General features: G+C 68.8%; 23 protein-coding genes. 8 read left to right on the forward strand and 15 right to left on the reverse strand.

Annotated features, from left to right (window positions below; all coding sequences use genetic code 11):
* Positions 1–142: 142 nt before the first annotated feature.
* Positions 143–2,230 carry a prolyl oligopeptidase family serine peptidase gene (locus IFT71_RS07690; RefSeq protein ID WP_192140265.1) on the forward strand — a complete coding sequence of 696 codons (2,088 nt, stop codon included), beginning with the start codon at positions 143–145 and terminating at the stop codon, positions 2,228–2,230.
* 152 nt (positions 2,231–2,382) lie between these two features.
* Here the strand turns inward: IFT71_RS07690 and IFT71_RS07695 are convergent, their stop codons facing one another.
* From IFT71_RS07695 to IFT71_RS07705, 3 genes are all read right to left on the reverse strand, one after another.
* Positions 2,383–2,937, reverse strand: a complete 555-nt coding sequence (locus tag IFT71_RS07695) for a glycine zipper 2TM domain-containing protein (protein WP_031440853.1) — start codon at positions 2,935–2,937, stop codon at positions 2,383–2,385.
* A gap of 82 nt (positions 2,938–3,019) precedes the next feature.
* Positions 3,020–3,310, reverse strand: coding sequence for a hypothetical protein (locus IFT71_RS07700; RefSeq protein ID WP_107045143.1), 291 nt, complete (start codon positions 3,308–3,310; stop codon positions 3,020–3,022).
* 110 nt (positions 3,311–3,420) lie between these two features.
* Positions 3,421–5,703 (reverse strand): ATP-dependent helicase, encoded by a 2,283-nt coding sequence (locus IFT71_RS07705; protein ID WP_056680943.1) that lies wholly within the window; start codon positions 5,701–5,703, stop codon positions 3,421–3,423.
* Between the two features lie 110 nt (positions 5,704–5,813).
* On the opposite strand from IFT71_RS07705, the gene IFT71_RS07710 reads away from it, so the two are divergent.
* The 4 genes from IFT71_RS07710 (at position 5,814) to IFT71_RS07725 (ending at position 9,941) form a co-directional block, all read left to right on the forward strand.
* Entirely contained in the window at positions 5,814–6,209 is a 396-nt protein-coding gene (locus IFT71_RS07710) for a GFA family protein (protein WP_192070049.1), read from the forward strand.
* 224 nt (positions 6,210–6,433) lie between these two features.
* Positions 6,434–6,760 carry a UrcA family protein gene (locus IFT71_RS07715; protein WP_037530699.1) on the forward strand — a complete coding sequence of 109 codons (327 nt, stop codon included), beginning with the start codon at positions 6,434–6,436 and terminating at the stop codon, positions 6,758–6,760.
* Between the two features lie 225 nt (positions 6,761–6,985).
* Positions 6,986–8,632, forward strand: coding sequence for an inorganic phosphate transporter (locus IFT71_RS07720; RefSeq protein ID WP_192139999.1), 1,647 nt, complete (start codon positions 6,986–6,988; stop codon positions 8,630–8,632).
* Positions 8,633–8,681: 49 nt separating this feature from the next.
* Positions 8,682–9,941, forward strand: a complete 1,260-nt coding sequence (locus IFT71_RS07725; protein ID WP_107045145.1) for an MFS transporter — start codon at positions 8,682–8,684, stop codon at positions 9,939–9,941.
* A 35-nt stretch (positions 9,942–9,976) separates the two neighbouring features.
* Here IFT71_RS07725 and rsmD read toward each other — a convergent pair whose 3' ends face one another.
* Together rsmD and IFT71_RS07735 are read right to left on the reverse strand one after the other, a co-directional pair.
* Positions 9,977–10,513 carry a 16S rRNA (guanine(966)-N(2))-methyltransferase RsmD gene (rsmD, locus tag IFT71_RS07730; protein ID WP_056680517.1) on the reverse strand — a complete coding sequence of 179 codons (537 nt, stop codon included), beginning with the start codon at positions 10,511–10,513 and terminating at the stop codon, positions 9,977–9,979.
* Entirely contained in the window at positions 10,513–12,126 is a 1,614-nt protein-coding gene (locus IFT71_RS07735; RefSeq protein WP_192140001.1) for a pseudouridine synthase, read from the reverse strand. The genes rsmD and IFT71_RS07735 overlap by 1 nt, the downstream gene beginning before the upstream one ends.
* Positions 12,127–12,245: 119 nt before the next feature.
* Between IFT71_RS07735 and IFT71_RS07740 the strand changes: the two genes are divergently transcribed.
* Positions 12,246–12,677 (forward strand): response regulator, encoded by a 432-nt coding sequence (locus IFT71_RS07740; protein WP_107932863.1) that lies wholly within the window; start codon positions 12,246–12,248, stop codon positions 12,675–12,677.
* A gap of 89 nt (positions 12,678–12,766) precedes the next feature.
* Positions 12,767–14,098 (forward strand): AmpG family muropeptide MFS transporter, encoded by a 1,332-nt coding sequence (locus IFT71_RS07745; protein ID WP_192140003.1) that lies wholly within the window; start codon positions 12,767–12,769, stop codon positions 14,096–14,098.
* A gap of 6 nt (positions 14,099–14,104) precedes the next feature.
* Here the strand turns inward: IFT71_RS07745 and IFT71_RS07750 are convergent, their stop codons facing one another.
* From IFT71_RS07750 to IFT71_RS07795, 10 genes are all read right to left on the reverse strand, one after another.
* A complete protein-coding gene (locus IFT71_RS07750; protein WP_192140005.1) occupies positions 14,105–14,557 on the reverse strand; it encodes a DUF6628 family protein in 453 nt (150 codons plus the stop codon).
* 68 nt (positions 14,558–14,625) lie between these two features.
* On the reverse strand, positions 14,626–15,945 hold the full coding sequence (locus IFT71_RS07755; protein ID WP_192140007.1) for a bifunctional folylpolyglutamate synthase/dihydrofolate synthase: 1,320 nt from the start codon (positions 15,943–15,945) through the stop codon (positions 14,626–14,628).
* A 44-nt stretch (positions 15,946–15,989) separates the two neighbouring features.
* Complete coding sequence (accD, locus tag IFT71_RS07760; RefSeq protein WP_031395022.1) at positions 15,990–16,841, reverse strand: acetyl-CoA carboxylase, carboxyltransferase subunit beta; 852 nt, start codon at positions 16,839–16,841, stop codon at positions 15,990–15,992.
* Positions 16,838–17,665 (reverse strand): tryptophan synthase subunit alpha, encoded by an 828-nt coding sequence (gene trpA, locus IFT71_RS07765; protein ID WP_031441223.1) that lies wholly within the window; start codon positions 17,663–17,665, stop codon positions 16,838–16,840. Before trpA ends, accD begins: the two co-directional genes overlap by 4 nt.
* Positions 17,662–18,891, reverse strand: coding sequence for a tryptophan synthase subunit beta (gene trpB / locus IFT71_RS07770; protein WP_031441224.1), 1,230 nt, complete (start codon positions 18,889–18,891; stop codon positions 17,662–17,664). Before trpB ends, trpA begins: the two co-directional genes overlap by 4 nt.
* A gap of 159 nt (positions 18,892–19,050) precedes the next feature.
* Entirely contained in the window at positions 19,051–19,686 is a 636-nt protein-coding gene (locus IFT71_RS07775) for a phosphoribosylanthranilate isomerase (RefSeq protein ID WP_197976049.1), read from the reverse strand.
* 92 nt (positions 19,687–19,778) lie between these two features.
* Positions 19,779–20,453 carry an orotidine-5'-phosphate decarboxylase gene (gene pyrF / locus IFT71_RS07780; protein ID WP_192140009.1) on the reverse strand — a complete coding sequence of 225 codons (675 nt, stop codon included), beginning with the start codon at positions 20,451–20,453 and terminating at the stop codon, positions 19,779–19,781.
* A complete protein-coding gene (locus IFT71_RS07785) occupies positions 20,453–20,833 on the reverse strand; it encodes a LapA family protein (RefSeq protein WP_192140011.1) in 381 nt (126 codons plus the stop codon). Before IFT71_RS07785 ends, pyrF begins: the two co-directional genes overlap by 1 nt.
* 110 nt (positions 20,834–20,943) lie before the next feature.
* On the reverse strand, positions 20,944–23,232 hold the full coding sequence (locus tag IFT71_RS07790; protein WP_192140013.1) for a patatin-like protein: 2,289 nt from the start codon (positions 23,230–23,232) through the stop codon (positions 20,944–20,946).
* 51 nt (positions 23,233–23,283) lie between these two features.
* Positions 23,284–23,979 (reverse strand): endonuclease/exonuclease/phosphatase family protein, encoded by a 696-nt coding sequence (locus IFT71_RS07795; RefSeq protein ID WP_031441229.1) that lies wholly within the window; start codon positions 23,977–23,979, stop codon positions 23,284–23,286.
* Positions 23,980–24,360: 381 nt separating this feature from the next.
* Here IFT71_RS07795 and IFT71_RS07800 point away from each other — a divergent pair, with 381 nt between their 5' ends.
* Positions 24,361–25,962 (forward strand): flavin monoamine oxidase family protein, encoded by a 1,602-nt coding sequence (locus IFT71_RS07800; protein WP_274602312.1) that lies wholly within the window; start codon positions 24,361–24,363, stop codon positions 25,960–25,962.

Consider the following 25,962-nt stretch of genomic DNA (forward strand, 5'->3'; position numbering starts at 1 on the left):
ACCGCGATAGACACCGTCATGAATGACGCCAAGCTATTCGGGGAAATGGACGATGCGGGTTCTTACGGCTGCGCTTGCGGCGACGATATTGACGGGCGGCGCTGGCCTTGCGGCGGGCAGTGCGCTCGCCCAAGTCGCACCGATGACGAACACAAAGCCTGCCCCGACCCCAACCCCAACCCCAACCCCGACCCCGGCCGCGGACACCGCCGCCGACCCCTATATCTGGCTCGAGGACAAGGATGGCGCCAAGCCGCTCGCCTGGGTCGAGGCGGAGAATGCCAAGACGCTTCCCCGGTTGCAGAACGATCCGCGCTACAAGAGCTTCTATGCCGAGGCGCTGGCAATCGCGGCGGCGAAGGACCGGATCCCGATGCCCGACCAGCGCTTTGGCCGGATCTACAATTTCTGGCGCGATGCCGAGCATCCGCAGGGCATCTGGCGCTGGACGAGCGAGGCGGGCTACGCGCAGGCCAATCCTGCCTGGACGACCGCGCTCGACCTCGACGCGCTGAGCAAGGCCGAGGGCAAGAAATGGGTGTGGAAGGGTGCGACCTGCCTTCAGCCCGACGAGCGGATGTGTCTCGTCTCGCTGTCCGAGGGCGGCGAGGATGCGGTGTCCTACCGCGAATTCGATCTGCAGACCGGGCAGTTCGTCGCGAACGGCTTTGCGCTGTCGACGTCGAAGCAGGGCGCGAGCTGGGTCGACAAGGACACGCTGCTGGTCGCGCGTGACTGGGGCGCGGGGTCGATGACCGCGTCGGGTTATCCGTTCGTGGTCAAGGAGGTGAAGCGCGGCCAGCCGCTGAGCGCCGCGCGCGAGATCTTCCGCGGCGAGGCGTCGGACCAGCTCGGCACCTATGCCAGCGTGATGACCGACGGGCAGGGCAACCGCGTGACGATGATCCAGCGGCGCCCGACCTTTTTCGGCGGCGAGAAGCATGTCGTCACGCCGGCCGGGCTGGTGAAGCTCGACGTTCCCGACCGCGTCTTTCCGTCGGGCATGGTCGACGGACAGGTGATCTTCTCGACCAGTGAGGCTTGGGGGCAGATCCCCGCCGGCGCGATCGCCTCGGCGCCGCTCGCCGAGGTGCGCAAGGGCAAGTTCACACCGACCCTGGTCTTCGCGCCGACCGATCGCCAGTCGGTCGACGGCGTGTCGGTGACGCGCGATCACGTGGTCGCCAGCGTCTATGACAATGTCCGCGGGCGGGCGATGGTGTTCACGCACGGCAAGGCGGGCTGGACGTCGCGCGCGGTCGCGCTGCCCGACAATGCCTCGGTCGATGTCGCGAGCACGACCGATCGCAGCAATGCGACGTTCGTGCAGGTGACGGGGTTCCTTGCGCCGACGACCTTGTGGACGCTCGATGCGGGGCCTGGCGGCGTGCCCAAGCAGATCAAGGCGCTGCCGGCGAAGTTCGATGCGTCGCGCGACGTCGTCGAGCAGTTCGAGGCGGTGTCGACCGACGGGACGAAGATCCCCTATTTCATCGTCCACCGGAAGGACGTGCCGCTCGACGGCACCACGCCGACGATCATGACCGCCTATGGCGGGTTCGAATCGTCGATGACGCCCTATTATTCGGGGGTGATGGGCAAGCTGTGGCTCGAGCGCGGGGGCAGCTTCGTGCTCGCCAATATCCGCGGCGGCGGCGAGTTCGGGCCGAAATGGCACGATGCCGGGCGCAAGACCAAGCGGCAGATCATCTATGACGATTTCGCCGCGGTCGGGCAGGACCTGATCGCGCGCAAGCTGACCAGCCCGGCGACGCTCGGCATCTATGGCGGGTCGAATGGCGGGCTGCTGATGGGGGTCGAGTTCAACCAGCATCCCGATCTGTGGAAGGCGGTGACGATCCAGGTGCCGCTGCTCGACATGATCCGCTACGAACAGATCGCCGCGGGTGCGTCCTGGGTCGATGAATATGGGTCGGTGAAGATTCCTGCGGAGAAGGCGTTTCTCGAGACGATCTCGCCCTATCAGAACATCAAGCGCGGCGGGGCTTACCCCGAGCCCTATATCTGGACGACGACCAAGGACGACCGGGTCGGGCCGCAGCATGCGCGCAAGTTCGCCGCGCGGCTGAAGGAATATGGCCTGCCGTATCTGTTCTACGAGGATACCGCGGGCGGGCATTCGGGCGATGCGGACATCGAGCAGGGGGCGCGGATGCAGGCGCTGCAGATGACCTATTTCGCGCAGAAGCTTATGGGGCCGGCGAAGTAGGGGACCCGTCATCCTGGACTTGATCCAGGATCCAGAGCCGGAGGCGGTGTCGCTCGTGGCTCTGGATCCTGACTTTCGTCAGGATGACGGGGGTTTGGGGGAGAAGTGATTCACGGCGGCGGGCGTGATGGACGCCCGGTCGCCGCACCCGATCAGCGGCAGCGGATCTGGCTGTTGTTCTGTTCGACCGCGCGGCCGGCGAGGCCGCCCGCGGCCGCGCCCAGCAGCGAACCGACGATCCGCGAGCGGCCGCCGTCGATCACGTTGCCGAGAATGCCGCCACCTGCCGCGCCGATGATCAGCCCGGTCGTGCCGTCGTTGCGCTTGCAGTAATAGCGGCCGTCCTGCCCCGCATAGACGCGGTCGTTGGCGGACAGGGTGCGCTCCTGATAATTCGGGCCGACGCGATAGTCGCGGGCCGGGTCGTAATTGCCCTCGTCGCGCTCATCGGGATAACCGCCCTCATACCGGTCGGGCGCCTGGCGATAGCCGCCCTGCGGTGCCGGCGGAACATAGCTGCCGCCACGATTGCCGCGCAGCGACTGGTAGCGATCGAATTCCTCGCGGAAGATCTGCAACTCGCTGTCGAGGCGCGCCTGGGCGGCGGCGAAACGGGCGTTGTCGGCACTGGTCTGCGCGACGGCGGGGGCGGCGGCGGACAGGCAGGTCGCGGCGATCATCGTCGCGAGGCCGAGAGAACGCTTCATGATCGAAATCCTTTCACGGTAGGGTGTCCCGGGGGAGCGTCCCGGTAACGGGTGGCGACATCGCGCCGCCACCCGGCTTTCGTCAACGACAGATCTGGACGCGACGATGGTTGCGCCATTCGGTGCGGCAGCGGCGATTGTTGTTCCAGTTGCGGCGGTCATTGTCGCGACCGCGGAAGCGGCGACCGTCGTGGCGACCACGATGGTCGTTGCGGCGATAGTCGCGACGATCGGCACGATGATCACCGCGATGATCGTTGTCGCGATACTGCTGGCTATGGCCCCGATCGCGCTGGGCTTCGGCGGGCGCGGCCACGCCGAGGCCGAGCGTGGCGAAGGCGAGCCCGGCGGCGATGAGATTCGTAAACTTCATGACGTGTCCTCTTGCCCGAGATCGGGCTGGAAGGACGATACGATCATGGTTCGGCATCGTTCCTGAACGAGGTTGTCGGCTCCCGTACAGGTTGGCGCCGACCGGTCGTCCTACGGCGCGATCGTGACGAAGCTGTCCATGACGCGCTTGCGGCCGGCCTGTTCGAAGTCGATCTCGAGCTTGTTGCCCTCGATCTCGGCGATCGCGCCATAGCCGAATTTCTGGTGGAACACGCGCTGGCCGAGCGACAGGTCGTCGCGGCCCTTGTTGCCGAGGCTGATCGCGCTGGACCGGCTTTCAACGACGCGGGCGGGCTTGGTCGAGAAGCCGCCGCCGGGCGTGGCGGCGCGCTGCCAGCCGGGGCCGCGGCCGGTGCCGCGTGCGACGTCGGCGAACGGATCGGCGCGGTCGGACCAGTTCGCCTGCCAGAGGCTCGCGCCGCCCGACATCGTCGTCTCGGTGTCGGTATGCTCGTCGGGAAGCTCGGCGACGAAGCGCGAGGGGATCGACGAATTCCACTGGCCGTAGATGCGGCGATTGGCGGCGTGGAGGATGACGGCCAGGCGCCGCGCGCGCGTGATCGCGACATAGGCGAGGCGGCGTTCCTCCTCGAGACTCTTCACGCCGCCCTCGTCGAGCGAGCGCTGCGACGGGAACAGTCCTTCCTCCCAGCCGACGCAGAACACGGTGTCGTATTCGAGGCCCTTGGCGGCGTGGATGGTCATGATCGTGACCTGCGGATCCTGCGCGCCGCCCTCATTGTCCATCACCAGCGAGACGTGTTCGAGGAACGCGCCGAGCGAGTCATATTCCTCCATCGCGCGGACGAGTTCGCTCAGATTCTCGAGCCGGCCGGTCGCCTCGACCGATTTCTCGGCCTGGTACATCGCGGTGTAGCCGCTCTCGTCGAGCAGCTGCCGTGCGAGTTCGGCGTGGGGCAGGCTGGTCGCCATGTCGCGCCAGCGCGCGATGTCGCCGACGAGGCGCCCGAGCGACTTCTTCGCGGCGCCGGTCAGTTCGTCGGTGTCGAGGATGCGCGCGGCGGCGGTCGTCAGCGGGGTGCCGGTGGCGCGCGCGAGCTGGTGGATGCGCGCGACCGCCTTGTCGCCGAGGCCGCGCTTGGGGACGTTGACGATGCGTTCGAACGCCAGGTCGTCCGCGGGCTGATTGACGACGCGCAGATACGCCAGCGCGTCGCGGATCTCGGCGCGTTCGTAGAAGCGGAAGCCGCCGACGATCTTGTACGGCATGCCGATCGCGATGAAGCGGTCCTCGAACTCGCGCGTCTGGTGCTGCGCGCGGACGAGGATCGCGACCTCGTCGAGGCTCTTGCCCGTGCGACGGACGCTCTCGATTTCCTCGCCGACGCGGCGCGCTTCCTCGGGGCCGTCCCAGACGCCGATGACCTTGACCTTCTCGCCGACGTCGAGCTCGGTCCAGAGCTGTTTGCCGAGGCGACCGCCATTGTTGGCGATCACGCCCGAGGCCGCGCCGAGGATATGCGGCGTGCTGCGGTAATTCTGTTCGAGGCGGATGACCTTCGCGCCCGGAAAGTCGCGCTCGAACTTCAGGATGTTCTCGACCTGCGCGCCGCGCCACGAATAGATCGACTGGTCGTCGTCGCCGACACAGGCGATGTTCTTGCGCTCCTGCGCGAGCAGCCGCAGCCAGAGATATTGCGACGAGTTGGTGTCCTGATACTCGTCGACCATGATGTATTTGAAGCGCTGCTGATACTGCGCCAGCACGTCGCGGTGCGTCTTCAGGATGACGAGCATGTGGAGCAGCAGGTCGCCGAAATCGCACGCGTTGAGCGCGCGCAGCCGGGTCTGGTATTGCTCGTACAGCTCGCCGCCGCGGCCATTGGCGTAGCGCTCGCTCTCGCCCGCATCGATATCGGCGGGGACGAGGCCCTTGTTCTTCCACTGGTCGATCAGCCCGGCGAGGCTGCGCGTCGGGAAACGCTTCTCGTCGATATCGGCGGCGAGGATGAGCTGTTTGAGCAACCGCAGCTGGTCGTCGGTATCGAGGATCGTGAAATTGGACTGCAGCCCGACAAGCTCGGCATGGCGGCGCAGCATCTTGGCGGCGATCGCGTGGAAGGTGCCGAGCCACGGCATCCCCTCGACCGCGTCGCCGACCAGACGCCCGACGCGCTCGCGCATCTCGCGCGCGGCCTTGTTGGTGAAGGTGACGCTGAGGATCTCCGACGGCCACGCCTTCTTGGTGAAGATCAGATGCGCGAGTCGCGCGGTCAGCGCCGCGGTCTTGCCGGTGCCCGCGCCGGCGATGATCAGGACGGGGCCGTCGGTGGTCAGCACCGCCTCGCGCTGGGGATCGTTGAGGCCGCGGAGATAGGGCGGCTGGCGGTTTGCGTCGGACGGATGGGCGATCTGGTTCACCGGTGAACAGGTAGGGAACGGGGCGCGATCGGGCAAGCGGCTAAGGCTTGCACGGCGCAGCGATGTGTGGAACAAATCGAGAATATCAACAGGAGGCGTGCATGTTGTCGGGACGATGCCACTGCGGAGCGATCCACTATGTCGCGACGGGCGAGGCGGCGCATCACGCGCTGTGCCACTGTGAGGATTGCCGACGCAGCGCAGGCGCGCCGATGGTCGGCTGGATCGCGTTCAGGACCGAGCAGGTGACGATTTCGGGCGATCCGGTGACCTATGCGTCGTCCGAGCACGGGCGGCGGCTGTTCTGCGGAACGTGCGGGACGGGCCTGTTCTACACCAACCCGGTCGCGCTGCCGGGGATCATCGACATCCAGTCGTGCACGCTCGACGATCCCGAGTCGGTCGCACCGGGCGCGCAAATCCAGGTCGCGGAGCGGCTGGCGTGGATGGCGGACCTGGCGAGCCTGCCCGAATTCGCGCGCTATCCGGGGATGTGAACGGGCGTGCCGTCGTCGTCCGGCTGCGGGGTGATCGAAATCGCGGGGCGACCGACGAACCGTCGCCAAACCGTCGCGGGAGCGTAACGATCCGGGCGTAGGGCGTGCGCAGCGACGAGGGTCTTCGTCGGAGAGGCCGCGCAGAGACGGTCCTCCCGACGGTCAGGCTTAGTCGCGCGCAGGCGGTGTGCCTGCGGACCGCAGGACCAGCAAAGGACGTCATCATGAAGATCCTCCACAGCGTCGCTTCGGCGGCGATCGCTTCCGCGTGCCTTTTTGCGACCGGCGCTGCCGCCGATCCGGTGCGCGACCCCGTCACGATCCGTGTCTCGCATGCCGGGCTCGACCTGGCCAGCGACGCCGGGCGGCGCGTGCTTGCGCGTCGCGTGCAGTCGGCGGTCAACCGGACCTGCGCCCCGCGGACCGGCGGGCTGAATGCCTTTGCCGAGTCGCGCCGGTGCCGTACGGAAATGATGCAGGACGCCACGGTCCAGACCGCCGCGTTGCTGACGCGCAACGGGACGCAGCTGGCAAGCCTCGCGGGGCGGTAGCGTCGTCGCGCTCGATCCGATGCGCGATTGAAGGAGGACCGCTCTGTCAGAGGCGCGGCGGTCCTCCCCCTCCGTCAGGCTGGGCCTGCCACCTCCCCCTGGCGGGGGAGGGTCATGGGCGGTTGCGCTCTGGGTGGGGTTCGTCACTGTGTCATTCTGGTATCGCCGCGCGGCGATGCATCGCGTTGTCATAAAGTTGTAATCGTTAGGGCCGACTGCGCGATCATGGCTACTTCCCCATTAACGGTCGACGCGATCGACCGCGCACCGCGCAGCGGACCGCGGCTCGATCATGATCTGCATCCGGCCGGGCGCTGGATCTTTCTGGCAATATTGCTGGGGGGGCTGGCCTATGCGGGGTTCAGCATTGCCACCGATACCGCGCAGGTTGGCGAGACGCTCGCGGTCGGTGCGTTCGCGTTCCTCGGGCTCGCGCTGCTGATCGCGCTCGGGTTCGAATTCGTCAACGGCTTCCACGACACCGCCAATGCGGTCGCGACGGTCATCTACACGCATTCGATGCCCGCGCCGCTCGCGGTGGTCTGGTCGGGCTTCTTCAACTTCGTCGGCGTGATGACGTCGTCGGGTGCGGTCGCCTATTCGATCATCACGCTGCTGCCGGTCGACCTCATCCTCAACGTCGGCAGCGCCGGCGGGTTCGCGATGATCTTCGCGCTGCTGCTCGCGGCGATCCTGTGGAACCTCGCGACCTGGGCGGTCGGGCTGCCCAATTCGTCGAGCCATGCGCTGATCGGCTCGATCCTCGGCGTCGGGCTCGCCAACCAGCTGATCAACGGCGGCGCGGACGGCACGTCGGGCGTCGACATGGCGCAAGTGACCAAGGTGCTCTCCGCGCTCGCGTTCAGCCCGGTGGTCGGCTTTGTCGGCGCGCTGCTGATGCTCTTGGTGATGAAGCGCTTCCTGCGCGATCGCAAGCTGTACGAGGCGCCCGAGAGCGATACGCCGCCGCCACGCGGGATCCGTGCGCTGCTGATCGGCACCTGCACCGCGGTCAGCTTCGCGCATGGCAGCAATGACGGCCAGAAGGGGATGGGGCTGATCATGCTTATCCTGATCGGCTGCGCGCCGACCGCCTATGCGCTGAACCGGACGATGCCCGAAAGCGCGACGCCGGCGTTCGTCCAGACCGCCCGTGCGGCGTCGTCGGCCTATGCCGCGCATGCCGACGGCACGCCTTCGACGGTCGAGGCCGCGCGCGCGCGCGTCACCACCGCGCTGAAATCGAAGCAGGTCGCCGAGCCCGTCGTCTATGGCGCGCTCGCTACGCTGTCGAACGACGTCACCCGCCGGATCGAGGGCTATGGCTCGCTCGGCAAGGTGCCCGCGGCGGCGACGTCGAACCTGCGCAACGACATGTACCTCGTGCTCGACACCACCAAGCTGGTCGCGGCCGACAAGACCGCGCAGGCGCGCTTTACCGCGCAGGAGATCACGGAGCTTAAAACCTATGGCGGCGGGCTCGAGCAGGGGACGCGCTACATCCCGATCTGGGTGAAGGTCACGGTCGCGCTCGCGCTCGGGCTCGGCACGATGGTCGGGTGGAAGCGGATCGTCGTCACCGTCGGCGAACGGATCGGCAAGTCGCACCTGACCTATGGCATGGGTGCGTCGGCGGAGCTGGTCGCGGCGGCGACGATCCTGATGGCGGACCGGTTCGGCCTACCCGTGTCGACGACGCATATCCTGTCGTCGGGCGTCGCGGGCGCGAGCGTCGCCAATGGCGGCGGGCTGCAGCGGCGGACGCTGGTGAACATGGGGCTGGCGTGGATCATGACGCTGCCGGTCGCGATGCTGTTGTCGGGCGGGCTTTACTGGATGCTGCTCGGGGTGGCGCACGCCTTGGGGCGCTAAAGCCGAGCGCGCGATTGACGGGGCGGCGGCGGGCGGCGATGCACGCGGCATGAGCACGCTTAGGTCCAGCCGCCGCATCCTCGCCGCCAGCCTGGTCGGCACCGCGGTCGAATTTTACGACTTCTACATCTACGCGACCGCCGCGGCGCTCGTGTTCGGGCCGCTGTTCTTCGCGGGCCAGTCGGCGTCGGCGCAGCTGCTGCTGAGCTATGCGACGTTCGGGCTGGCGTTCGTCGCGCGGCCGGTGGGCGCGGTGCTGTTCGGGCATTTCGGCGACCGGGTCGGGCGCAAGTCGACCCTGGTCGCGTCGCTGCTGCTGATGGGCGGATCGACCGTCGCGATCGCGTTCCTGCCGACCTATGCGCAGGTCGGCTGGTGGGCGCCGGCCCTGCTCTGCCTGATGCGGCTGGGGCAGGGGCTGGGGCTGGGCGGCGAATGGGGTGGCGCCGCGCTGCTCGCGGTCGAGAATGCGCCGCCGCACCGCCGCAACACGTTCGGGATGTTCCCGCCGCTCGGCGCGCCGGTCGGGTTTCTGGCGGCCAACGGGCTGTTCCTGATCATCGGGCTGGTCCTCGACGAGGCGCAGTTCCTCGCCTGGGGCTGGCGGATCCCGTTCCTGGTCAGCGCAGTGCTGGTCGGGCTGGGGCTGTGGGTGCGGCTGAAGCTGACCGAGACGCCCGCGTTTCTGGAAGCGGAGAAGACCGAGGCGATCCCGCGCGTGCCGATCGCCGAGCTGCTGACGCGGCATCTGCGCGCGACGCTGGCGGGGACGTTCGGGGTGATCGCGTGTTTCGCGCTCTTCTATCTCGCGACCGCGTTTGCGCTCGGCTACGGCACCAAGACGCTCGGCTATTCGCGCGAGGCGTTCCTCGGCGTCGAGCTGGTCGCGATCTGGTTCCTCGCGGCGGGGGTGATCCTCGCGAGCGTGCTGGCGGATCGCTATTCGGCGGCGCGGATGCTCGGCATCGGGTTTGCGGGCTGCATCGTCGTCGGGGCGCTGATGGGGCCGATGCTGGGATCGGGATCGCTGGTCACGGTGTCGCTCTGGCTGTCGGGCGCGCTGTTCGTGATGGGGTTCGCCTATGGCCCGCTCGGCGGGTGGCTGCCGAGCCTGTTTCCGGCGGGGGTGCGCTATACCGGCGTGTCGATGACGTTCAACCTTGGCGGCGTGCTGGGCGGGGCGCTCGCGCCGATCGTGGCGGAGGCGCTGGCGCCGCGCGGGCTGGGGCTGGTCGGGGTGTATCTGATGGCCGCGGGGGTGCTGAGCCTTGGCGGGCTGCTGATCGTCGGGCGCCGCGCCGCCGCCTAGGACGGGGTCTCCCGCTTGCGCGGGAGACCGTTACGTCAGGCGGGGCGCAGCAGCGTCAGCCGCGCCTTGCCGTGGACGCGCGTGGCGTCGACCTCGAAGCCCGCCAGTTCGACGACCTCCGCCTTCGCCGTCTCGAGACTGATCCACGTCGCCGGGCTGGTCCAGCCGAGCCGCGCGAGCTTGTCGAGCGCGACGAGGCCCGCACCGGTGTCATAAGGCGGATCCATCAGGATGATGTCGAGCGGCGCGGGCGCAGGGCCCATCGCCATCACCGACGTCGCGCGGACGTCGCCGCGAATGCCGAGCTTGGCGAGATTGGCCTTCAGCGCATCGAGCGCGGGCTTGTCCTGCTCGACGAACAGGCACGATCCCGCACCGCGCGACAAGGCCTCGATCCCGAGCGCACCCGAGCCTGCGAAGAGATCGGCGACCGCGAGGCCTTCGAAACTGCCGACGCGGCTGGTCAGCATCGAGAACAGCGCCTCGCGCATGCGATCGGCGGTCGGGCGGGTCGCGTCACCCTTGGGCGCGACGATCTGGCGGCCGCGATACTGGCCTGCGATGATCCGCATCAGCGTTTACCTCCGCGTGGTGCGCGGGGCGGATGACCGCGCCCCCCTGATGGTCCCTTGCCGGGTGCGGGCGGACGACTGCCGCGTTCGGGGCGCGGTGCGGCGTCGCGCGGCGGGCGGGGATCCGCACCGGGGCGACCGGCGGCACTGCGCGCGGCGCGCTTGTCGGGACCGGTCCGCGCGCGGGAATCGTCCGCCTGGGGACGGAAACCGCGTTGCTGGTCCTGGCGCTGGTCCTGACGCTGGGGCGGGTCGGGACGGCGCGGAGCTGCCGTGCCCCCGCTACCGCCACCGCTACCACCGCCGCCGACGCGGGTCGGGGCGGCGCGGTCGCGGGGCGGCTTGGCGGCGCGGAAATGCTTGATCTTGGGGCTGGTGCTCAGTTCCTCGCCGCGGTCCGCGCGCTCCTGGCGATAGGTCGGGCGACCGGTGCCGGCGCCGGTCGGCTGGGCGTGATGCGTCGCGGCCGCCCGATTGCCGCCGCGTGCATCGGGCTTGGCCCAGGGATCGGTGACGTCGCCGCGGACCATCGCCGCGGTCGGGCGGATGCGCTCGGGCCGGGCCGGGCGGGCGGGCCGTGCGGCGCGATCGACCGGTGGTGCGCCGCTCGAAAAGCCCGAGCTTGCGGGCGCCGCATAGGGGCTGCGCGCGGGCTGGCGCGGTGCCGCGGTCGCGGGCCGGGCCGAGGGGGCCGGGCGTGGGGCAGGACGGGGGGCGTTGGCGCCACGCTGGGGCGACTTGGCGCCGATCCCCGCACCCGCGCCGGCACTGGCGCTGATGCCGATGTTCGGACGCGCGCCGGGGCCCTCGGGCTTGCCGCGCGCGAGCTCCTTCTGGAAGGCGACGACGTCGTGCTGGAGCACTTCGCCGATCTGGCCGGGGGCGAGATCACCGAGCACGAACGGGCCGTAGCGGGTGCGGATCAGGCGCGAGACCTGGAGACCCAGATGTTCGAGCACGCGGCGGACTTCGCGATTCTTGCCCTCGGTCAGGATCATCTCGATCCAGACGTTCGCGCCGGTGCGGCGTTCGATATTCGCGTTGATCGAGCCGTAGCGGACGCCCTCGATCTCGATCCCCTCGATCAGCTCCTCGAGCTGCGGCTGGGTGATGTTGCCATAGGCGCGGGCGCGATAGGCGCGCTCGACGCCGGTCGCGGGGAGTTCGAGCTGGCGCTTGAGACCACCGTCGGTGGTCATCAGCAACAGCCCCTCGGTGTTGAGATCGAGCCGGCCGACGGGGACGAGTCGCGGCAGTTCGCGCGGCAGGCGGTCGTAGATCGTCGTCCGGCCAGCAGGGTCGCGCTCGGTGACGAGCAGCCCGGTCGGCTTGTGATAGAGGAACAGCCGCGCCGCGCTGGGCGCCTCGACCGGATCGCCGTCGACGGTGACGCCGGCAAGGTTGCGCAGGATCGTCGCGGGCGTGTCGAGCGTGGTGCCGTTGAGCGCGACGCGTCCTTCGGCAATCATCCGTTCGATGTCGCGGCGCGATGCGACGCCCGCGCGGGCGAGCAGCTTGGCGATGCGGTCGCCCTTGATGGGGGCTGCGGGGGCTGTTGCAGGCGCGTCGTTCGACGGGCTGGCAGTCGGGTTATCGTCTTTTGAAGTCGTCATGGCGCGGCTGATACTATGGATCGGGGTGCAGCGCGAAAATATTTGCGACCCTTCGTGGTGCGGTGCGTTATGTCGCATGGGCGTAACGACCATTCGTTGCGCGAAGGGGCGTGATGTCGATGCTGTTCGGAAAGAAGAAGCGGCTGATCATCCGCTTGCTGGTCGTCGAGGACGAACCGCTGGTCGCGTTCGACACCGAATATTTCCTGACCGAATCGAAATTCACCGTGGTCGCGACGGTCGACCGGGTCAGCGATGCACTGGCGGTGATCGAAAGCGAGTCTGCGATCGACCTCATCCTTGCCGATGTCAGCCTGAGCGACGGATCGGGGCTCGACGTTGCCCGTGCTGCCTTGGAGCGCGGGGTGCCGGTGCTGTTCGTCACGGGCAACTGCCCGGTCGAGGCGACGACGCTGGCCGCGGGCTGTCTTTCCAAACCCTATTCGCAGCGCGACCTGCTCGCCGCGATCGCGGCGATCGAGGCGCGGATGGCGGGGAGCGAGCCGAAGAAGCTGCCTTCGGGCCTGCGGCTGTTCAGCGCGCCCGTCTGACGGCGCGCGCGGCGGCCTGACCGGCTGACGGGTAGCGCATCCGCAAATTGCCGCTAGGGTCCCGCCCAAGTGAGTGGGAGCGTAGGGCGATGGACGAGATGGCAGCCAAGAGCTGGGGTAACGGCTTGCGGCCCTATTTCGAGCGAGCGCCGCTGGCGGCACTGGCATTGGGGATCTCGTCGGGCTTTCCCTATGCGATGATCGGCGCGACGCTGACGACGCGCCTCGCGGCAAGCGGCATCGACAAGAAGACGGTGACCGCGTTCAGTCTCGCCTTCCTCGTCTATAACCTCAAATTCCTCTGGGCCTGGATGGTCGACGGCGTGCGGTTGCCCGTGATCGGCCGGCTGGGGCAGCGGGTATCGTGGTTGATCCTGACCGCAGCGCTGGTCGTCGCGGCGCTGGTCAATCTCGCTCTGGTCGATCCGGCGGCGAGCATCGCGCAGACCGCCACCGCCGCGATCCTGGTCGGCGCAGCCGGGGCGACGTTCGACATCGTGATCGATGCGTTCCGGATCGAGATCCTCGAGCCGCGGCAGCTCGGCGTCGGGTCCGGCATGAGCCAATATGGCTGGCGGATCGGCTCCGCAGGGGCAGGTGCGCTGGCGCTGGTCGTAGCCGAGCGGGCCGGATGGAGCGCCGCCTACCTAGCCTGCGCCATGTTCGCACTGCCTGCGGTCATTGCCGGGCTAGTGCTCGGCGAGCCGCAGCGCCGTCGTCCGACGATCGAACGCCGCGGCCTTGCCGAGGGGCTTCGGGCGATCTGGGGGCCTTTCGTCCAGTTCTTTTCGCGGGAGGGCGCGTTCGTCGTCCTCGCCTTCATCCTGATCTTCAAGGTCGGCGACACGCTGGCGAACCTGACGCTGCGACTGTTGTTCGACGATCTCGGCTTCACCGGCGACGAGATCGCCTTCTATGACGTCGGCATCGGCTTCATCGCCTATCTCGTCGGGATCCTGATCGGTGGTATCCTCTATGCGCGGATGGGCATGAAGCGGTCCGTCCTGCTTTCGCTGGTGCTAATGGGGGTATCGAACCTGTCGTTCGCGGCGCTGGCGGCATCGGGCCATTCCAATCTCGGCATGGCGGCCGCGATCGGTTTCGAGAATGCCGCAAGCGGCTTTGGCGGAGTCGTGGTGATCGCCTATTTCTCCGCGCTGTGCGACCTGCGCTTCACCGCTGCCCAGTTCGCGCTGATTTCGGCGGCCGCCAGCATCGTCGGCCGGATCGTCACGGGCACGACGGCGGGCGCGCTGATCGAAGCGATCGGCTATGTCGACTTCTATCTGCTGACGACGGCGCTCGCTCTCCCGGGCGTGGCGCTGTTCTGGTGGATGTGCCGTTCGGGCATGATCGATCGCTCGATCGGCAGCGCCGGCGTCGAGGGGGAAGGCGACGCACGCGCGGGCGAGCCGGTCTAGCCCGGCTCAACTCGTAACCGGGCGCCCCTCGTCCGCGAAGGCGGCGGCGACTGCGGCGGCGCTGGTGAGGACGCCGTCGACGCGGCGGACGCCGAGCAGGTCGGTCATCAGCAGCCGCGCGGTGTCGGGCGCGGTCTCGACGCGCGCGAGGATCGAAAGCAACGCCGCCTCCGCGGGCGTCATCCGCGCGCAGCAGCAGGGTGCGATCGCGATCGTCCCCGCCGCGCTGCCCGCCAGATCGGCCATCAGCGCGCGCATCAAGACTAAAGGCCGGCGAAACCCCTGTCCGAAGGCGGTGAACAGCGTGTGCGCGGCGCGCGCGTCGCCAAGCCCGTTCGCACCCATCCGCCGCATCGCGAACAGCGCGATCCGCGCATTCTCGCAGGGCGGCAGCGGATGCGGCAGCACCGTCGTCATGCTGGCAAGCGTCGTGCCGGCAAAGCGGTTGGCATCGGTCATATACGCGACTCCGTGGTTACAAGACCAAGGTCGCTTGTTCGTTATTGATAGTCAATAGCAATAAGGGATCAGTGCGGCAGCTCGTCGTTCCCGGCGAGCACTTCGCCCGCGAGGTAGAGCGAACCGGCGATCAGCACGAATTGCGGTACGTCACTCTGCGCGGCGATGCGGTCGAGCGCCTCGGCGGGGCTTGTGGCGGTCTCTGCGCTGCACCCGGCGCGGCGGGCGATCGCCGCCAGCGCGTCGGGGGCGTGGTGCGCATGACCCGGGACGGGGAGCGCGACGACGTGGCCGACCTGCGGGCCGAGAATGTCGAGCACCGCGTCGGCATCCTTGTTGGCGAGCATGCCGAGCACGAGCGTCGCGGGCCGCCCTGCCGCCAGCGTCCGCAGCACGCGCGCGACCGGCTGTGCGGCATTGGGATTGTGCGCGCCGTCGAGCCACAGGTCGCTGCCGGCGGGCAGTCGCGCGTGGAGCGGGCCGTCGGACAGGCGCTGCATCCGCGCGGGCCAGTGCGCGGCGTCCGCGGCGGCGCGCATCGCGGCGTCGGGAAGCGTGAGCGCGGATTGATGCCGCAGCATCGCGATCGCGAGCGCGAGATTGCGCGACTGGTGGAGGCCGACGAGCCGCGGGCGGTTGGTGACGAGCGTGCCGCCCGCATCGGTGTAGCGCATCGTGGTGCGCGTCGTCTCGCTCGTCCAGGCGGTGCCGCGCGCGAGGACGGGGGCGCCCGCCGCCCCGGCGATTCCGGCGATCCGCGCACGCAGTGGCCGGGCATAATCCATCGTCACGAGCGGCACGCCGCGCTTGGCGATGCCCGCCTTCTCGCCCGCGATCGCGAGCAGCGTGTCGCCGAGAAACGCCTGATGGTCGATCCCGAGCGCGGCGATGCCGGTAGCGACGGGGTTCGGGATGACGTTGGTCGCATCGAGCCGGCCGCCCAGCCCGACCTCGACGATCGTCGCCGCGGCGGGCGTCCGCGCGAAGGCGAGGAAGGCGGCGGCGGTAGTGACCTCGAAGAAGCTCGCCTGCAGGTCCGAGGCGTGGTCGAGCACCTCGGACAGCAGTGCGGCGAGCGCATCGTCGTCGATCAGCCGGCCGGCGAGACGGATGCGTTCGTTGAAGCGGACGAGGTGCGGGCTCGAATAGACATGGACGTCGAGCCCCGCCGCCTCGATCGCGGCGCGCAGGAACGCGCAGGTCGATCCCTTGCCGTTGGTGCCCGCGACATGGAACACGGGCGGCAGCGACCGATGCGGGTCGCCGAGCCGCGCCAGCAGCGCGGTGATGCGCTCGAGGCCGAGAATGTCCGCGCCGGGGGACAGCGCGGTCAGCCGGTCGAGCTGCGCCTGGACGGCGGGGGAGGAGGAGGTGGCGTGGTCGGGCATTCTTGGCTCCTCACGATCCTCCCCCTGGCGGGGGAGGATCGGATTTACGCCGCTTCGCGGGCGCTCAGATAGCCGATGACGGTGCCGAGCTGTTCGCGCAGGTCTTTCCGGTGGACGACCATGTCGATCATCCCGTGTTCGAGATAATATTCCGACGTCTGGAAATCCTCGGGCAGCTTCTCGCGGATCGTGCTCTCGATCACGCGGCGGCCGGTGAAGGCCAGCGTCGCCTTGGGCTCGGCGATCTGGACGTCGCCGAGCATCGCATAGGCCGCCATCACGCCGCCCGAGGTCGGATCGGTCAGCACGACGATATAGGGCAGGCCGGCGTCGTGGAGCATCTGGATCGCGACCGTGCTCCGCGGCATCTGCATCAGGCTGAGAATGCCCTCTTGCATGCGCGCGCCGCCGCTGGCGGTGAAGATCACATAGGGGACGCGATCCTCGATCGCCGCCTCGACGCCGCGGACGAACGCTTCGCCGACCGCGAGGCCCATCGATCCGCCCATGAAGCCGAAATCCTGCACGCCGACGACGACGCGGTGACCGTCGATCGCGCCGCGGGCATTGACCAGCGCGTCACGCTCGCTGTTGTCGGTCCGTGCGGCCTTCAGGCGATCGGTATAGCGCTTCTGGTCGCGGAACTTGAGCGGATCCTCGGGCACCGGGGGCGCGGGCAGTTCGCTGCAGCTGCCTTCGTCGAACAGCTGCGCGAAGCGGATCTTCGGGCCGATGCGGTCGTGATGGTCGCATTTCGGGCAGACGTGGAGATTTTCCTCCAGCTCCTTGGTGAAGACCATCTGCCCGCAGCCCTTGCACTTGTGCCAGAGATTTTCGGGCGTCTCGCGCTTGGCGACGAACGGCAGGACGTTGCGGACGCTGTTGAGCCAGCTCATGCCCCGATCTCCATGCGAATTTCCTTTCTGGCGGACGCGACGGCATCGGCGAGAGACGTGATATAGGCGCGGACGGGCTCGGCCGCAGCGGTGCCGTGCTGGGCGACCAGCTCGACGATCGCCGAGCCGACCACGACTCCATCGGCGACGCGCGCGACGTTGGCCGCCTGTTCGGGGGTGCGGATGCCGAAGCCGACCGCGACCGGGATGTCGGTCTGCGATTTCAGCCGCGCGACCGCATCCTCGATCGAGGATTGCTGTGCCTGTTGCAGCCCGGTGATCCCCGCGACCGAGACGTAATAGAGGAACCCGCTCGCGCCATCGAGCACGGTCGGCAGCCGCGCCGCGTCGGTGGTGGGCGTAGCGAGCCGGATCAGGTCGATCCCGGCGGCGCGCAGCTGGGGCCCAAGCGCATCATCCTCCTCAGGCGGCACATCGACGCAGATCACGCCGTCGACGCCCGCCGCCGCCGCGGCCTGCGCGAACCAGTCCGCGCCGCGCCGCAGCATCGGGTTGCCATAGCCCATCAGCACCAGCGGCGTCTCGGGATGGCGCGCGCGGAAGGCGGTGGCGATCGCGAGGATGTCCGCGGTGCGCGTCCCTTGTGCGAGGCTGCGGATATTGGCGGCCTGGATCGCGGGGCCATCGGCCATCGGATCGGTGAACGGCATGCCGAGCTCGATCGCATCCGCGCCGCCCGCGACGAGCGCGTCGAGGATCGCCGGCGTCGCGGCAGTCGAGGGATCGCCCGCGGTGACGAAAGCGACGAGCGCGGCGCGGTTCTCGGCCGCGGTACGCGCGAAGGTGGCGGCGAGGCGGCTCAAATCGCCACCCCGAGCGCTTCGGCGACGGTGAAGATGTCCTTGTCGCCGCGGCCGCACAGGTTCGCCAGGATGATCTGGTCCTGCCGCATCGTGCGCGCCTTCTTGGTCACTGTGGCGATGGCATGCGATGGTTCGAGCGCGGGGATGATGCCCTCGGTCCGGCAGAGCAGCTGGAACGCGTCGAGCGCTTCCTGATCGGTCGCGCTGTCATAGTCGACGCGGCCGATGTCGCGCAGCCAGGCATGCTCGGGGCCGATGCCCGGATAGTCGAGCCCCGCCGAGATCGAATGCGCCTCGGTGATCTGGCCGTCCTCGTCCTGCAGCAGATAGGTCTTGTTGCCGTGGAGCACGCCGGGGAAGCCGCCCGCGAGGCTCGCCGCATGCTGCTTGTCGAGCCCGTGGCCCGCCGCCTCGACGCCGAGCATCGCGACATCGGCATCGTCGAGGAACGGGTGGAACAGCCCGATCGCGTTCGATCCGCCACCGATCGCGGCGACGAGCAGGTCGGGCAGGCGACCAACGCGGTCGAGCATCTGCGCGCGCGCCTCGGTGCCGATCACGCTCTGGAAATCGCGGACCATCTCGGGATAGGGGTGCGGGCCCGCCGCGGTGCCGATGATGTAGAAGGTGTCGTGGACGTTCGCGACCCAGTCGCGCATCCCCTCGTTCATCGCGTCCTTCAGCGTGTGCGCGCCGCTGGTCACGGGGCGGACCTCGGCGCCGAGCAGCTTCATGCGGAACACGTTGGGCGCCTGACGCTCGACGTCCTTGGCGCCCATGTAGATCACGCAGGGCAGGCCGAAGCGTGCGCAGACGGTCGCGGTGGCGACGCCGTGCTGGCCCGCGCCCGTCTCCGCGATGATCCGCGTCTTGCCCATGCGGATGGCGAGCAGGATCTGGCCGATGCAGTTGTTGATCTTGTGTGCGCCGGTGTGGTTGAGCTCGTCGCGCTTGAACCAGATCTGCGCACCCATGCCGGGTTCTGCGGATTCGCGCAGTGCTTCGGTCAGGCGTTCGGCGTAGTAGAGCGGGCTCGGGCGACCGACATAATGTTCGAGCAGGTCGTCGAACTGCGCCTTGAACGCAGGGTCGGCCTTGGCGGCGCGGTACGCCTCGTCGAGTTCGAGGACGAGCGGCATCAGCGTCTCGGCGACGTAACGGCCGCCGAAATCGCCGAAATGGCCGCGTTCGTCGGGCTGGGCGCGGTAGGAATTGGGAGCGTTCATGCGGAGCGCTTTAGCATTTCGGAAAACGCTGTCACCCCTAGCGTTTCCGATACGCACCACCCCGGCGAAGGCCGGGGTCCAGTCGGGAAGGTCGTGGCGACTGGCAGGACCCGGCAATGCACCGTCCCCAGCTGGGCCGCGGCCTTCGCCGGGGTGGTGCTAGAGCGCAGCGACCGCCTTCAGGAAAGCCGCGATCCTCGCTTCGTCCTTCGTGCCGGGTTCGCTCTCCACCCCCGACGACACGTCGACCAGCTCCGCGCCGGTCCGCCGGATCGCCTCGGCGACATTCGCCGGGTCGAGCCCGCCCGACAGCGCCCAGCGCAGCGGATGCCGGAACCCGTCGAGCAGGTCCCAGTCGAAGCGCAGACCCATCCCGCCCGGCAGCGCGGCCGAATCGGGAGTTTTCGCGTCGTAGAGGATGCGGTCGGCGACGCCGACGAACGCGTGCGCACCGTCGAGATCGCCGCGCGTGCGCACCGCCACGGCGACCCATAGCTCGATCCCGAACCGCGCGCGGATCGCGGCGGCGCGTGCGGGCGTGACCTTGTGGAGCTGCAGCACGTCGAGCGCCGCGGAGGCGATCGCCTGTTCGAGCATCTCGTCCTCGGGATCGACGAACACGCCGACCTTGGCGACATGGCCCGGCACGCGCGCGGCGAGTTCGGCGGCCTTGTCGAAGGTTACGTGGCGCGGCGAGGCGGGGAAGAAGACGAAGCCGACATGGCTCGCCCTGTGCCGGATCGCGGCGTCGAGCGTCGCGGGGGTCGAAAGGCCGCAAATCTTGGCGGTAGTCATGATGTTCCTTAGATCCCGGCGGCCTGTGCATTCCCACATTCTCCGTCAGGATGACGGGGGTAGCGCGTCGGGATGACGGTGGACGGTGGGGGTCAGAGCGTCGCGGCGATCGCGCGGGCGGCGGTGTCGGGGTCTTCGGCCTGGGTAATCGGGCGACCGACCACGAGGATCGAGGCGCCGGCGTCAAGCGCCGCGCGCGGGGTGACGACGCGCTTCTGGTCGCCGACATGGCCGTCGGGCAGGCGGACGCCGGGCACGACGAAGAACCCCTTGGGCCAGATCGCCTTGGCCGCGGCGACTTCGGCGCCCGAGCAGACGATGCCGTCGACCCCGGAGTCGCGCGCCAGTTCAGTCAGCCGTGCGACATGGTCGTGCGCGCTGCCGGTGATCCCGGTGGCGGTGAGATCGGCGGCATCGAGGCTGGTGAGCATCGTCACCGCGATCACCTTGGTCCCGACCGGCGCGGCGGCCTTCGCATCCTCGAGCATCGCGCGACCGCCGCTGGCATGGACGGTCAGGATCGCCGGCGCGAGCCCGCCGAGCGCCTGCACCGCCTTGGCGACGGTATTGGGAATGTCGTGCAGCTTGAGATCGAGGAAGATCGGCAGCTCGAACTCGGCCATCGCATGCACGCCGGGCTGGCCGTGCGCGCAGAAGAATTCGAGGCCGAGCTTGATCCCGCCGACATGGTGGCGGACGCGACCGGCGATCGCCTTGGCGCGGGCCAGATCGGGGGTGTCGATCGCGACATAGATCGGGCTGCTCATCATGCGACTCCCGGCGGGACCGCGGTCGGCGCGGCGGCGGGCGGGATGGTCGGCGCGATGGCCGGTTCTTCGGAGTAGGACGGGGTCGAATAGGACGGCGTCGGATAGGCCACGGGCGGCACGGCATGCGCGGCGCGCAGGTCGAGGATCGTCCGCTCCGCGGTCGCGAGCCGCTGACGCAGGCGCCAGCGCATCGCGAGATTGTAGAGCAAGGTCGGCAGGAACCCGATCAGGAACGTGACCAGCAACAGCATCGGCAGATTCACGTCGGCGATCAGGCCGCCCCAGAGCCGGATCGGCACGGTCGCCCAGTTGGCGATGGTGAAGACTGCGGCGATGAACGCCAGCAGGCACCAGAACAGGATCTTCAGGAACTGCATGACTTATCCCCTTGCATCCGCCCGGGGGTAAAGCCGCCGTCCGCTTTTGGCCAGCCTTGCGCCAACTTAACCCTGTTCCGGACCGGGCCGGTGGTCACGGACGGTGCGTTTCAGCCGATCTCGCGGCGCAGATCCGCGAACAGGCCGGGCACCGCGGTCAGCCGTTCCTCCTCCTCGTCGAGGATGGCGAGGAACGCGGCGCGCTTGATCGCGGCGACGCGGCCGGGCTTCATCCGCACCGACGGGGGCAGCGTCGAGACGGTGATGTCGATCATACGCTCGGCGCCGTGCAGCCGGCCCCAGAGATAGTCGTTCTCGCGGTAGGCGCGGCTGAAGAACGCGCCGAAGCTGTTGAACTGGATCCCTTTCAGCGTCGCCTCCGCGCCGCCCGAGCGAATCGCGACCGCGTCGTCGGGGGCGATCCGGTCGACCTTGATCGGGTCGAATTCGTCGAGCCCCTCGCCCTGCAACAGCGGCAGCGTCGCGGTGTCGAAATAGGGGAAGCCGAGATAGGCGAGCAGCATCGAGCGGCGCACCGGCCGGTCGAGCGCGACGAACGCCTCCGCGAGCCGCACATCGGTCTCGGCATCGCGGCGGTTGAGGTCGAGCGAGGCGGCCAGCGCGTCGAGCAGCGGCATCGCGTCGTCGCGCAGCGTGCGGACCTCGCGGCGCAGCGCGGCATGCGCATCGGTCCGCTGGCATTCGAGATAGTCCGACAGCGACGCGTAGATCGCATCGCGGATCGGCGCGAGTGCGACCTCCTCGACCTCGGCCTCGAGCACCGTCAGGCGGCGTGCCATCAGGCGCAGCCGGCGGATCCGGAAGCCGAGGTCGAAGCGTCGCAGGAACGCGATCGTCGCGGGGCTCGCGCCGCCGCCATGCACCGCGCCGATCTCCTCGGCACCGCTCGCCGTCACCGCGGTCGCGATCGCCGCGCGGATCCGGTCCCAGCGCTGCGGCCCGGGTTCGCCGCCGGCGTGGAACAGCAGCGAGGTCAGCGTCTCGACCACGCCCGCGACCTTCAGATGGCCATAGGCGGCATAGCCATAGCCCGCGCTGGCCGCCGCGGCCTTTTGCGCACGCGCGCGCCAGTTGGCGAGCCGCGCCGCGGTCGGGCTGTTGAGGAACAGCGTATGCCCGAACAGCTGTTCGACCTCCGCCTCGACATCGGGGCGGATCGCATCGATGATCGCGCGCATGCGGTCGATCTGCGCCGAGCGCGCGGCGATCGCGTCGAGATTGTCGCGGATCGGCTGCTGGCGCGGCAATTCGCTGATCGCGCCGATGATCGTCTGGAAGAAGCCCGGCGTGCCATTCTGTGGCGGGAGGCGGAACTTCATCCCCGGCGACGGATCGATATAGACGAAGCGGCGGTCGATCTGGCGACGCGCGGGGCGTTCCTTCAGCGCGTCGATCGCGGGGCGGAACGGCGCGTTGGCGAGCACCGACCCGTCGATGAGCACGACCTGATCCGCGCCGTTGGTCGCCGACTGACGGGGCAGGATGCGCTTGAGGAAGGCATCGCGCGACGCCCAGGGCGTCTTGCGATCGGCGAGCACGCCGTCGAGCTCGGCGACCATGAACGGCGGGAACGCACCCGGAAAGCTCGACGTCGCGCGTGCGGCAAAGGCGAGTTCGGGGATGCCCGCCAGGCTGTCGGTCGGCGCGCCGTGATCGGAAAAGTCGACGACGACGCGGTGCTCGGTCTCGACCACCTCGGGCGGCGAATTGAGTTTGAGCCGTTCGGGATGGCCGGTGAAATCGGTCACCGTCACGAACAGGTCGAGCGGCTGGCCCGGCGGCAACAGCCGCGGCCCGCGCTCGCTGGCGGCCATCGCGTCGAACGCGTCGAGCAGCAGCCCGGTAAAGGTCGCACCGCCGAACGGAGGCTCGAACCAGCGCGAGCGGACGAAATGCGACAGCTTGGCCTTCACCTCCTCGCGCGTCGTGTCGTCGAGCGTCTGGACCTTGTCCGCGCTGCGCCCCGCCGCCATCCAGGCGAGCGGCAGCGCCCAGGCCTTCGAGAAGCGCGAATGCGGCGCGGCATGGGGATCGATCAGCGCCTCGACATCGGCCGAGCTCAGCCAGAGATCGGTGAGCGGATCGAGGCTCTGCCCGGTCGCGATCGCCTGGGCGAGGAAGATGCCGTTGATCCCGCCCGCGCTGGCACCCGCAATGATGTCGGCGAGCACGCGGACCTTGAGCGCACCCTGCGCCTCGATCTCGTCAAGCAGGTCGCGGTAGACCGCCTGGCTGCCGGTCCCGCGGTCACCACCGGCATGATGGCCGTGGCTGGCGCGGACGAGATGCCAGATCTCCTTGGTGATCCCGTGCATGTAGACGGCCAGGCTGATCCCGCCATAGCAGACCAGCGCGAGGCGAAGTTCCTTCTCGCGCACCCGCTCAGCCCCCGACCGGGCAATGATGATAGCTGACGGCGCCGGTCCGGATCATGCGGGTTCCAGCGTCGCCCAGATCGGCAGGTGATCCGACGCCTTGCGCGCGGCGGCGCTGCTGTGCACGCCGCAGCTGGCGATGCGCAGGTCGCGCGACGCCATGATCCGGTCGAGCCGGGCGATCGCGCGGCGCGAATGGAAGCTCGCGCCGGTATCGGCAAACGCGAAGTCGCGGCCGAAGTCGCGCAGACAGCCCGAGCCCGCGCTCCATTCGTTGAGGTCGCCCATCAGCACGGTAGGGTGGCGGGTCGCACAGGCGTCGACATGCGCGAGCACCGCTGCCGCCTGACGCCGTCGCCACAGCCCCGACAGATCGAGATGCATGCCGACGACGCGGATCATCCCGCCTGTGGTCCGCACGTCCGCCATCACCGCGCCGCGCGGCTCGAGCGAGGGCAGGTGGATCGCCTCGCTGTCGACGATCACCGCCGACTTGCGCACCAGTACGACATTGCCGTGCCATCCCATGCTGAGCGCGCTGAGGCTGACGGGGATCGGCTTCCAGTCGCTATGCTCCTCGAGCAGGTGATAGGGCAGCACGCAGGCGCGCGTGCCGAACCGGCGATCCGCCTCCTGCAGCGCGATGACGTCGGCGTCGATCTCGCGCAGCACCTCGACCACGCGTTCGGGGTTCCGGCGGCGGTCGAGACCGATGCCCTTGTGGATATTATAGCTGGCGACCTTGATCATGTGCGCGGGCTTAACGCGGGATGGCGGGTGCGGGTTGCCGCGGGCTCTGCCGATTGCCCCGGCCTGCGCCGTGCATGTTGGACGGACCGGCACCGCACAGCGGCGGAGCGATGGATTGGAATACCGCAATCTCCTTGCGCGCAACAATAGCACCGGGATGCGCGCGAAACAGGACAAAAACTGCTTGCGCGATCGATTCAATTGGGGTGTCATGGGGTCATAACAAAACGCAGGGACGAACGATAACGAGCTGGTGCGGGCAACGCGCCGGTCGCCGGGGGAGTGTGCCGCGGATCCGAGCCAACAGGACGGACGACGCGAAGGTGAGCGACTTTCCAGGGGACGCGCGGTCGAGGCCGCGCAAACGGGGCGGACTCACAGATGATCACGCGGCGATCGATCCTACAGCATATCGGCATGGCGGGCGGCGCGGCCGCGACCTTCGGCGCGATGGAGGCGCTGGGGATCGCGGGCAATGTCGCGGCGGCGGCGCCGATGCCCGATCTGCCCGCCGGCTTTGGCAAGGGGCGGTCGGTGATCGTGCTGGGGGCTGGCATCGCCGGGCTGGTCGCCGCCTATGAACTGCAGCAGGCGGGGTTCGACGTCACCGTGCTCGAGGCGCGCGACCGGGTCGGCGGGCGCAACTGGACGGTGCGCGACGGCGACCGGATCGTGATGGACGGCGAGGCGGACCAGGTCGCGCGCTTCTCCGACGGCGCCTATTTCAATGCCGGGCCGGCGCGGCTGCCGAGCTTCCACCACCGCATCCTCGGCTATTGCGGCAAGCTCGGCGTTCCGCTCGAGGTCGAGATCAATTCGAGCCGCAGCGCCTTCCTGATGGGGCAGAAGGGCGACAAGGTGCGGATGCGCACCGCGATCAACGACACGCGTGGGCATGTCGCCGAACTGCTGATGAAGGCGGTCAATCAGGGCGCGCTCGACCAGAGTCTCAGCGCGGCGGACAAGCAGGCGTTGCTGCCGTTCCTCAAGACGTACGGCGATCTGGATGCGACGGGGCATTTCGCAGGGACGTTGCGATCGGGGTTCCAGGCGTTTCCCGATGCAGGCGTCGGCGTCTTCGCGCGACCGCCCGCGCCGATGCCGCTCGACCGGCTGCTCGCCAACGAACAGCTGCCGGCGATGCTGTTCGAGGACAATGTCTACATGCAGGCGACGATGTTCCAGCCGGTCGGCGGGATGGACCGGATCCCGGCGGGGTTCGAGCGCGCGCTGACCCGCAAGGTGGTGCGCGGCGCGGACGTGACTCGGATCCGTAACCGCCCCGATGGCGTCGAGATCGCCTGGCGCGATACCAAGACGGGCGCGGGCCGGATCGCGCGCGCCGATTTCGCGGTCTGCACCATCCCCTTTCCGGTGCTCGCCAAGGTCGACTGCGACTTCGCCAAGCCCGTCGCGCAGGCGATTGCGGGCGTGGTGTACGACCATTCGAACAAGGTCGCGTTCGATTCGCCGCGCTTCTGGGAACAGGACCAGATCTATGGCGGCATCTCGTTCGTCGGCGGCGAGACGTCGCTGATCTGGTATCCGAGCGCGGGGCTGTTCAGTCCGCGCGGGATGCTGCTGGCCTGCTATACCTCGGGCGAGCGGGCGGAAGGCTTTGCGAAGCTGCCGATCGCAGACCAGGTCGAGCGGGCGCGCGCGGCGGTCGAGCGGCTGCACCCGGGGCATGGCAAGGACCTGGTCAACGGCGTCGCGGTCAACTGGAACAAGATTCCGTACAGCCTGGGGCCATGGCCGAACTGGTTCGTCGGGATGGCGGGACATCAGGAGGGTGATATCGATACCGAAGGCTATCGTCTGTTGTGCCAGCCCGCGGGCCGCACCGTCTTTGCCAGCGCCGCGCTGAGCCAGACGCCGGGATGGCAGGAAGGCGCGGTCCAGTCCGCGCATCACGCGATCGCCGCGATCGCGGGGCTTCAGCGGGCCGATCTGGGCGCGCGGCCGGACCGGGTAGCGGCGTGA

The organism is Sphingomonas sp. CFBP 13733 (assembly GCF_014841795.1).
Classification (GTDB): domain Bacteria; phylum Pseudomonadota; class Alphaproteobacteria; order Sphingomonadales; family Sphingomonadaceae; genus Sphingomonas; species Sphingomonas aerolata.

Coding starts and splice junctions, on each gene's coding strand:
- IFT71_RS07715 (WP_037530699.1), top strand. CDS start 6,434: ATGAAGATCCTCCACAGCGTCGCTTCGGCGGCGATCGCTTCCGCGTGC.
- IFT71_RS07800 (WP_274602312.1), top strand. CDS start 24,361: ATGATCACGCGGCGATCGATCCTACAGCATATCGGCATGGCGGGCGGC.
- accD (WP_031395022.1), bottom strand. CDS start 16,841: ATGAGCTGGCTCAACAGCGTCCGCAACGTCCTGCCGTTCGTCGCCAAG.
- IFT71_RS07710 (WP_192070049.1), top strand. CDS start 5,814: ATGTTGTCGGGACGATGCCACTGCGGAGCGATCCACTATGTCGCGACG.
- IFT71_RS07700 (WP_107045143.1), bottom strand. CDS start 3,310: ATGAAGTTTACGAATCTCATCGCCGCCGGGCTCGCCTTCGCCACGCTC.
- IFT71_RS07745 (WP_192140003.1), top strand. CDS start 12,767: ATGGACGAGATGGCAGCCAAGAGCTGGGGTAACGGCTTGCGGCCCTAT.
- IFT71_RS07775 (WP_197976049.1), bottom strand. CDS start 19,686: ATGACTACCGCCAAGATTTGCGGCCTTTCGACCCCCGCGACGCTCGAC.
- IFT71_RS07735 (WP_192140001.1), bottom strand. CDS start 12,126: ATGACGACTTCAAAAGACGATAACCCGACTGCCAGCCCGTCGAACGAC.
- IFT71_RS07725 (WP_107045145.1), top strand. CDS start 8,682: ATGAGCACGCTTAGGTCCAGCCGCCGCATCCTCGCCGCCAGCCTGGTC.
- IFT71_RS07740 (WP_107932863.1), top strand. CDS start 12,246: ATGCTGTTCGGAAAGAAGAAGCGGCTGATCATCCGCTTGCTGGTCGTC.
- pyrF (WP_192140009.1), bottom strand. CDS start 20,453: ATGAGCAGCCCGATCTATGTCGCGATCGACACCCCCGATCTGGCCCGC.
- IFT71_RS07755 (WP_192140007.1), bottom strand. CDS start 15,945: ATGCCCGACCACGCCACCTCCTCCTCCCCCGCCGTCCAGGCGCAGCTC.
- IFT71_RS07695 (WP_031440853.1), bottom strand. CDS start 2,937: ATGAAGCGTTCTCTCGGCCTCGCGACGATGATCGCCGCGACCTGCCTG.
- rsmD (WP_056680517.1), bottom strand. CDS start 10,513: ATGCGGATCATCGCAGGCCAGTATCGCGGCCGCCAGATCGTCGCGCCC.
- IFT71_RS07690 (WP_192140265.1), top strand. CDS start 143: ATGACGAACACAAAGCCTGCCCCGACCCCAACCCCAACCCCAACCCCG.
- trpB (WP_031441224.1), bottom strand. CDS start 18,891: ATGAACGCTCCCAATTCCTACCGCGCCCAGCCCGACGAACGCGGCCAT.
- IFT71_RS07785 (WP_192140011.1), bottom strand. CDS start 20,833: ATGCAGTTCCTGAAGATCCTGTTCTGGTGCCTGCTGGCGTTCATCGCC.
- IFT71_RS07720 (WP_192139999.1), top strand. CDS start 6,986: ATGGCTACTTCCCCATTAACGGTCGACGCGATCGACCGCGCACCGCGC.
- IFT71_RS07750 (WP_192140005.1), bottom strand. CDS start 14,557: ATGACCGATGCCAACCGCTTTGCCGGCACGACGCTTGCCAGCATGACG.
- IFT71_RS07795 (WP_031441229.1), bottom strand. CDS start 23,979: ATGATCAAGGTCGCCAGCTATAATATCCACAAGGGCATCGGTCTCGAC.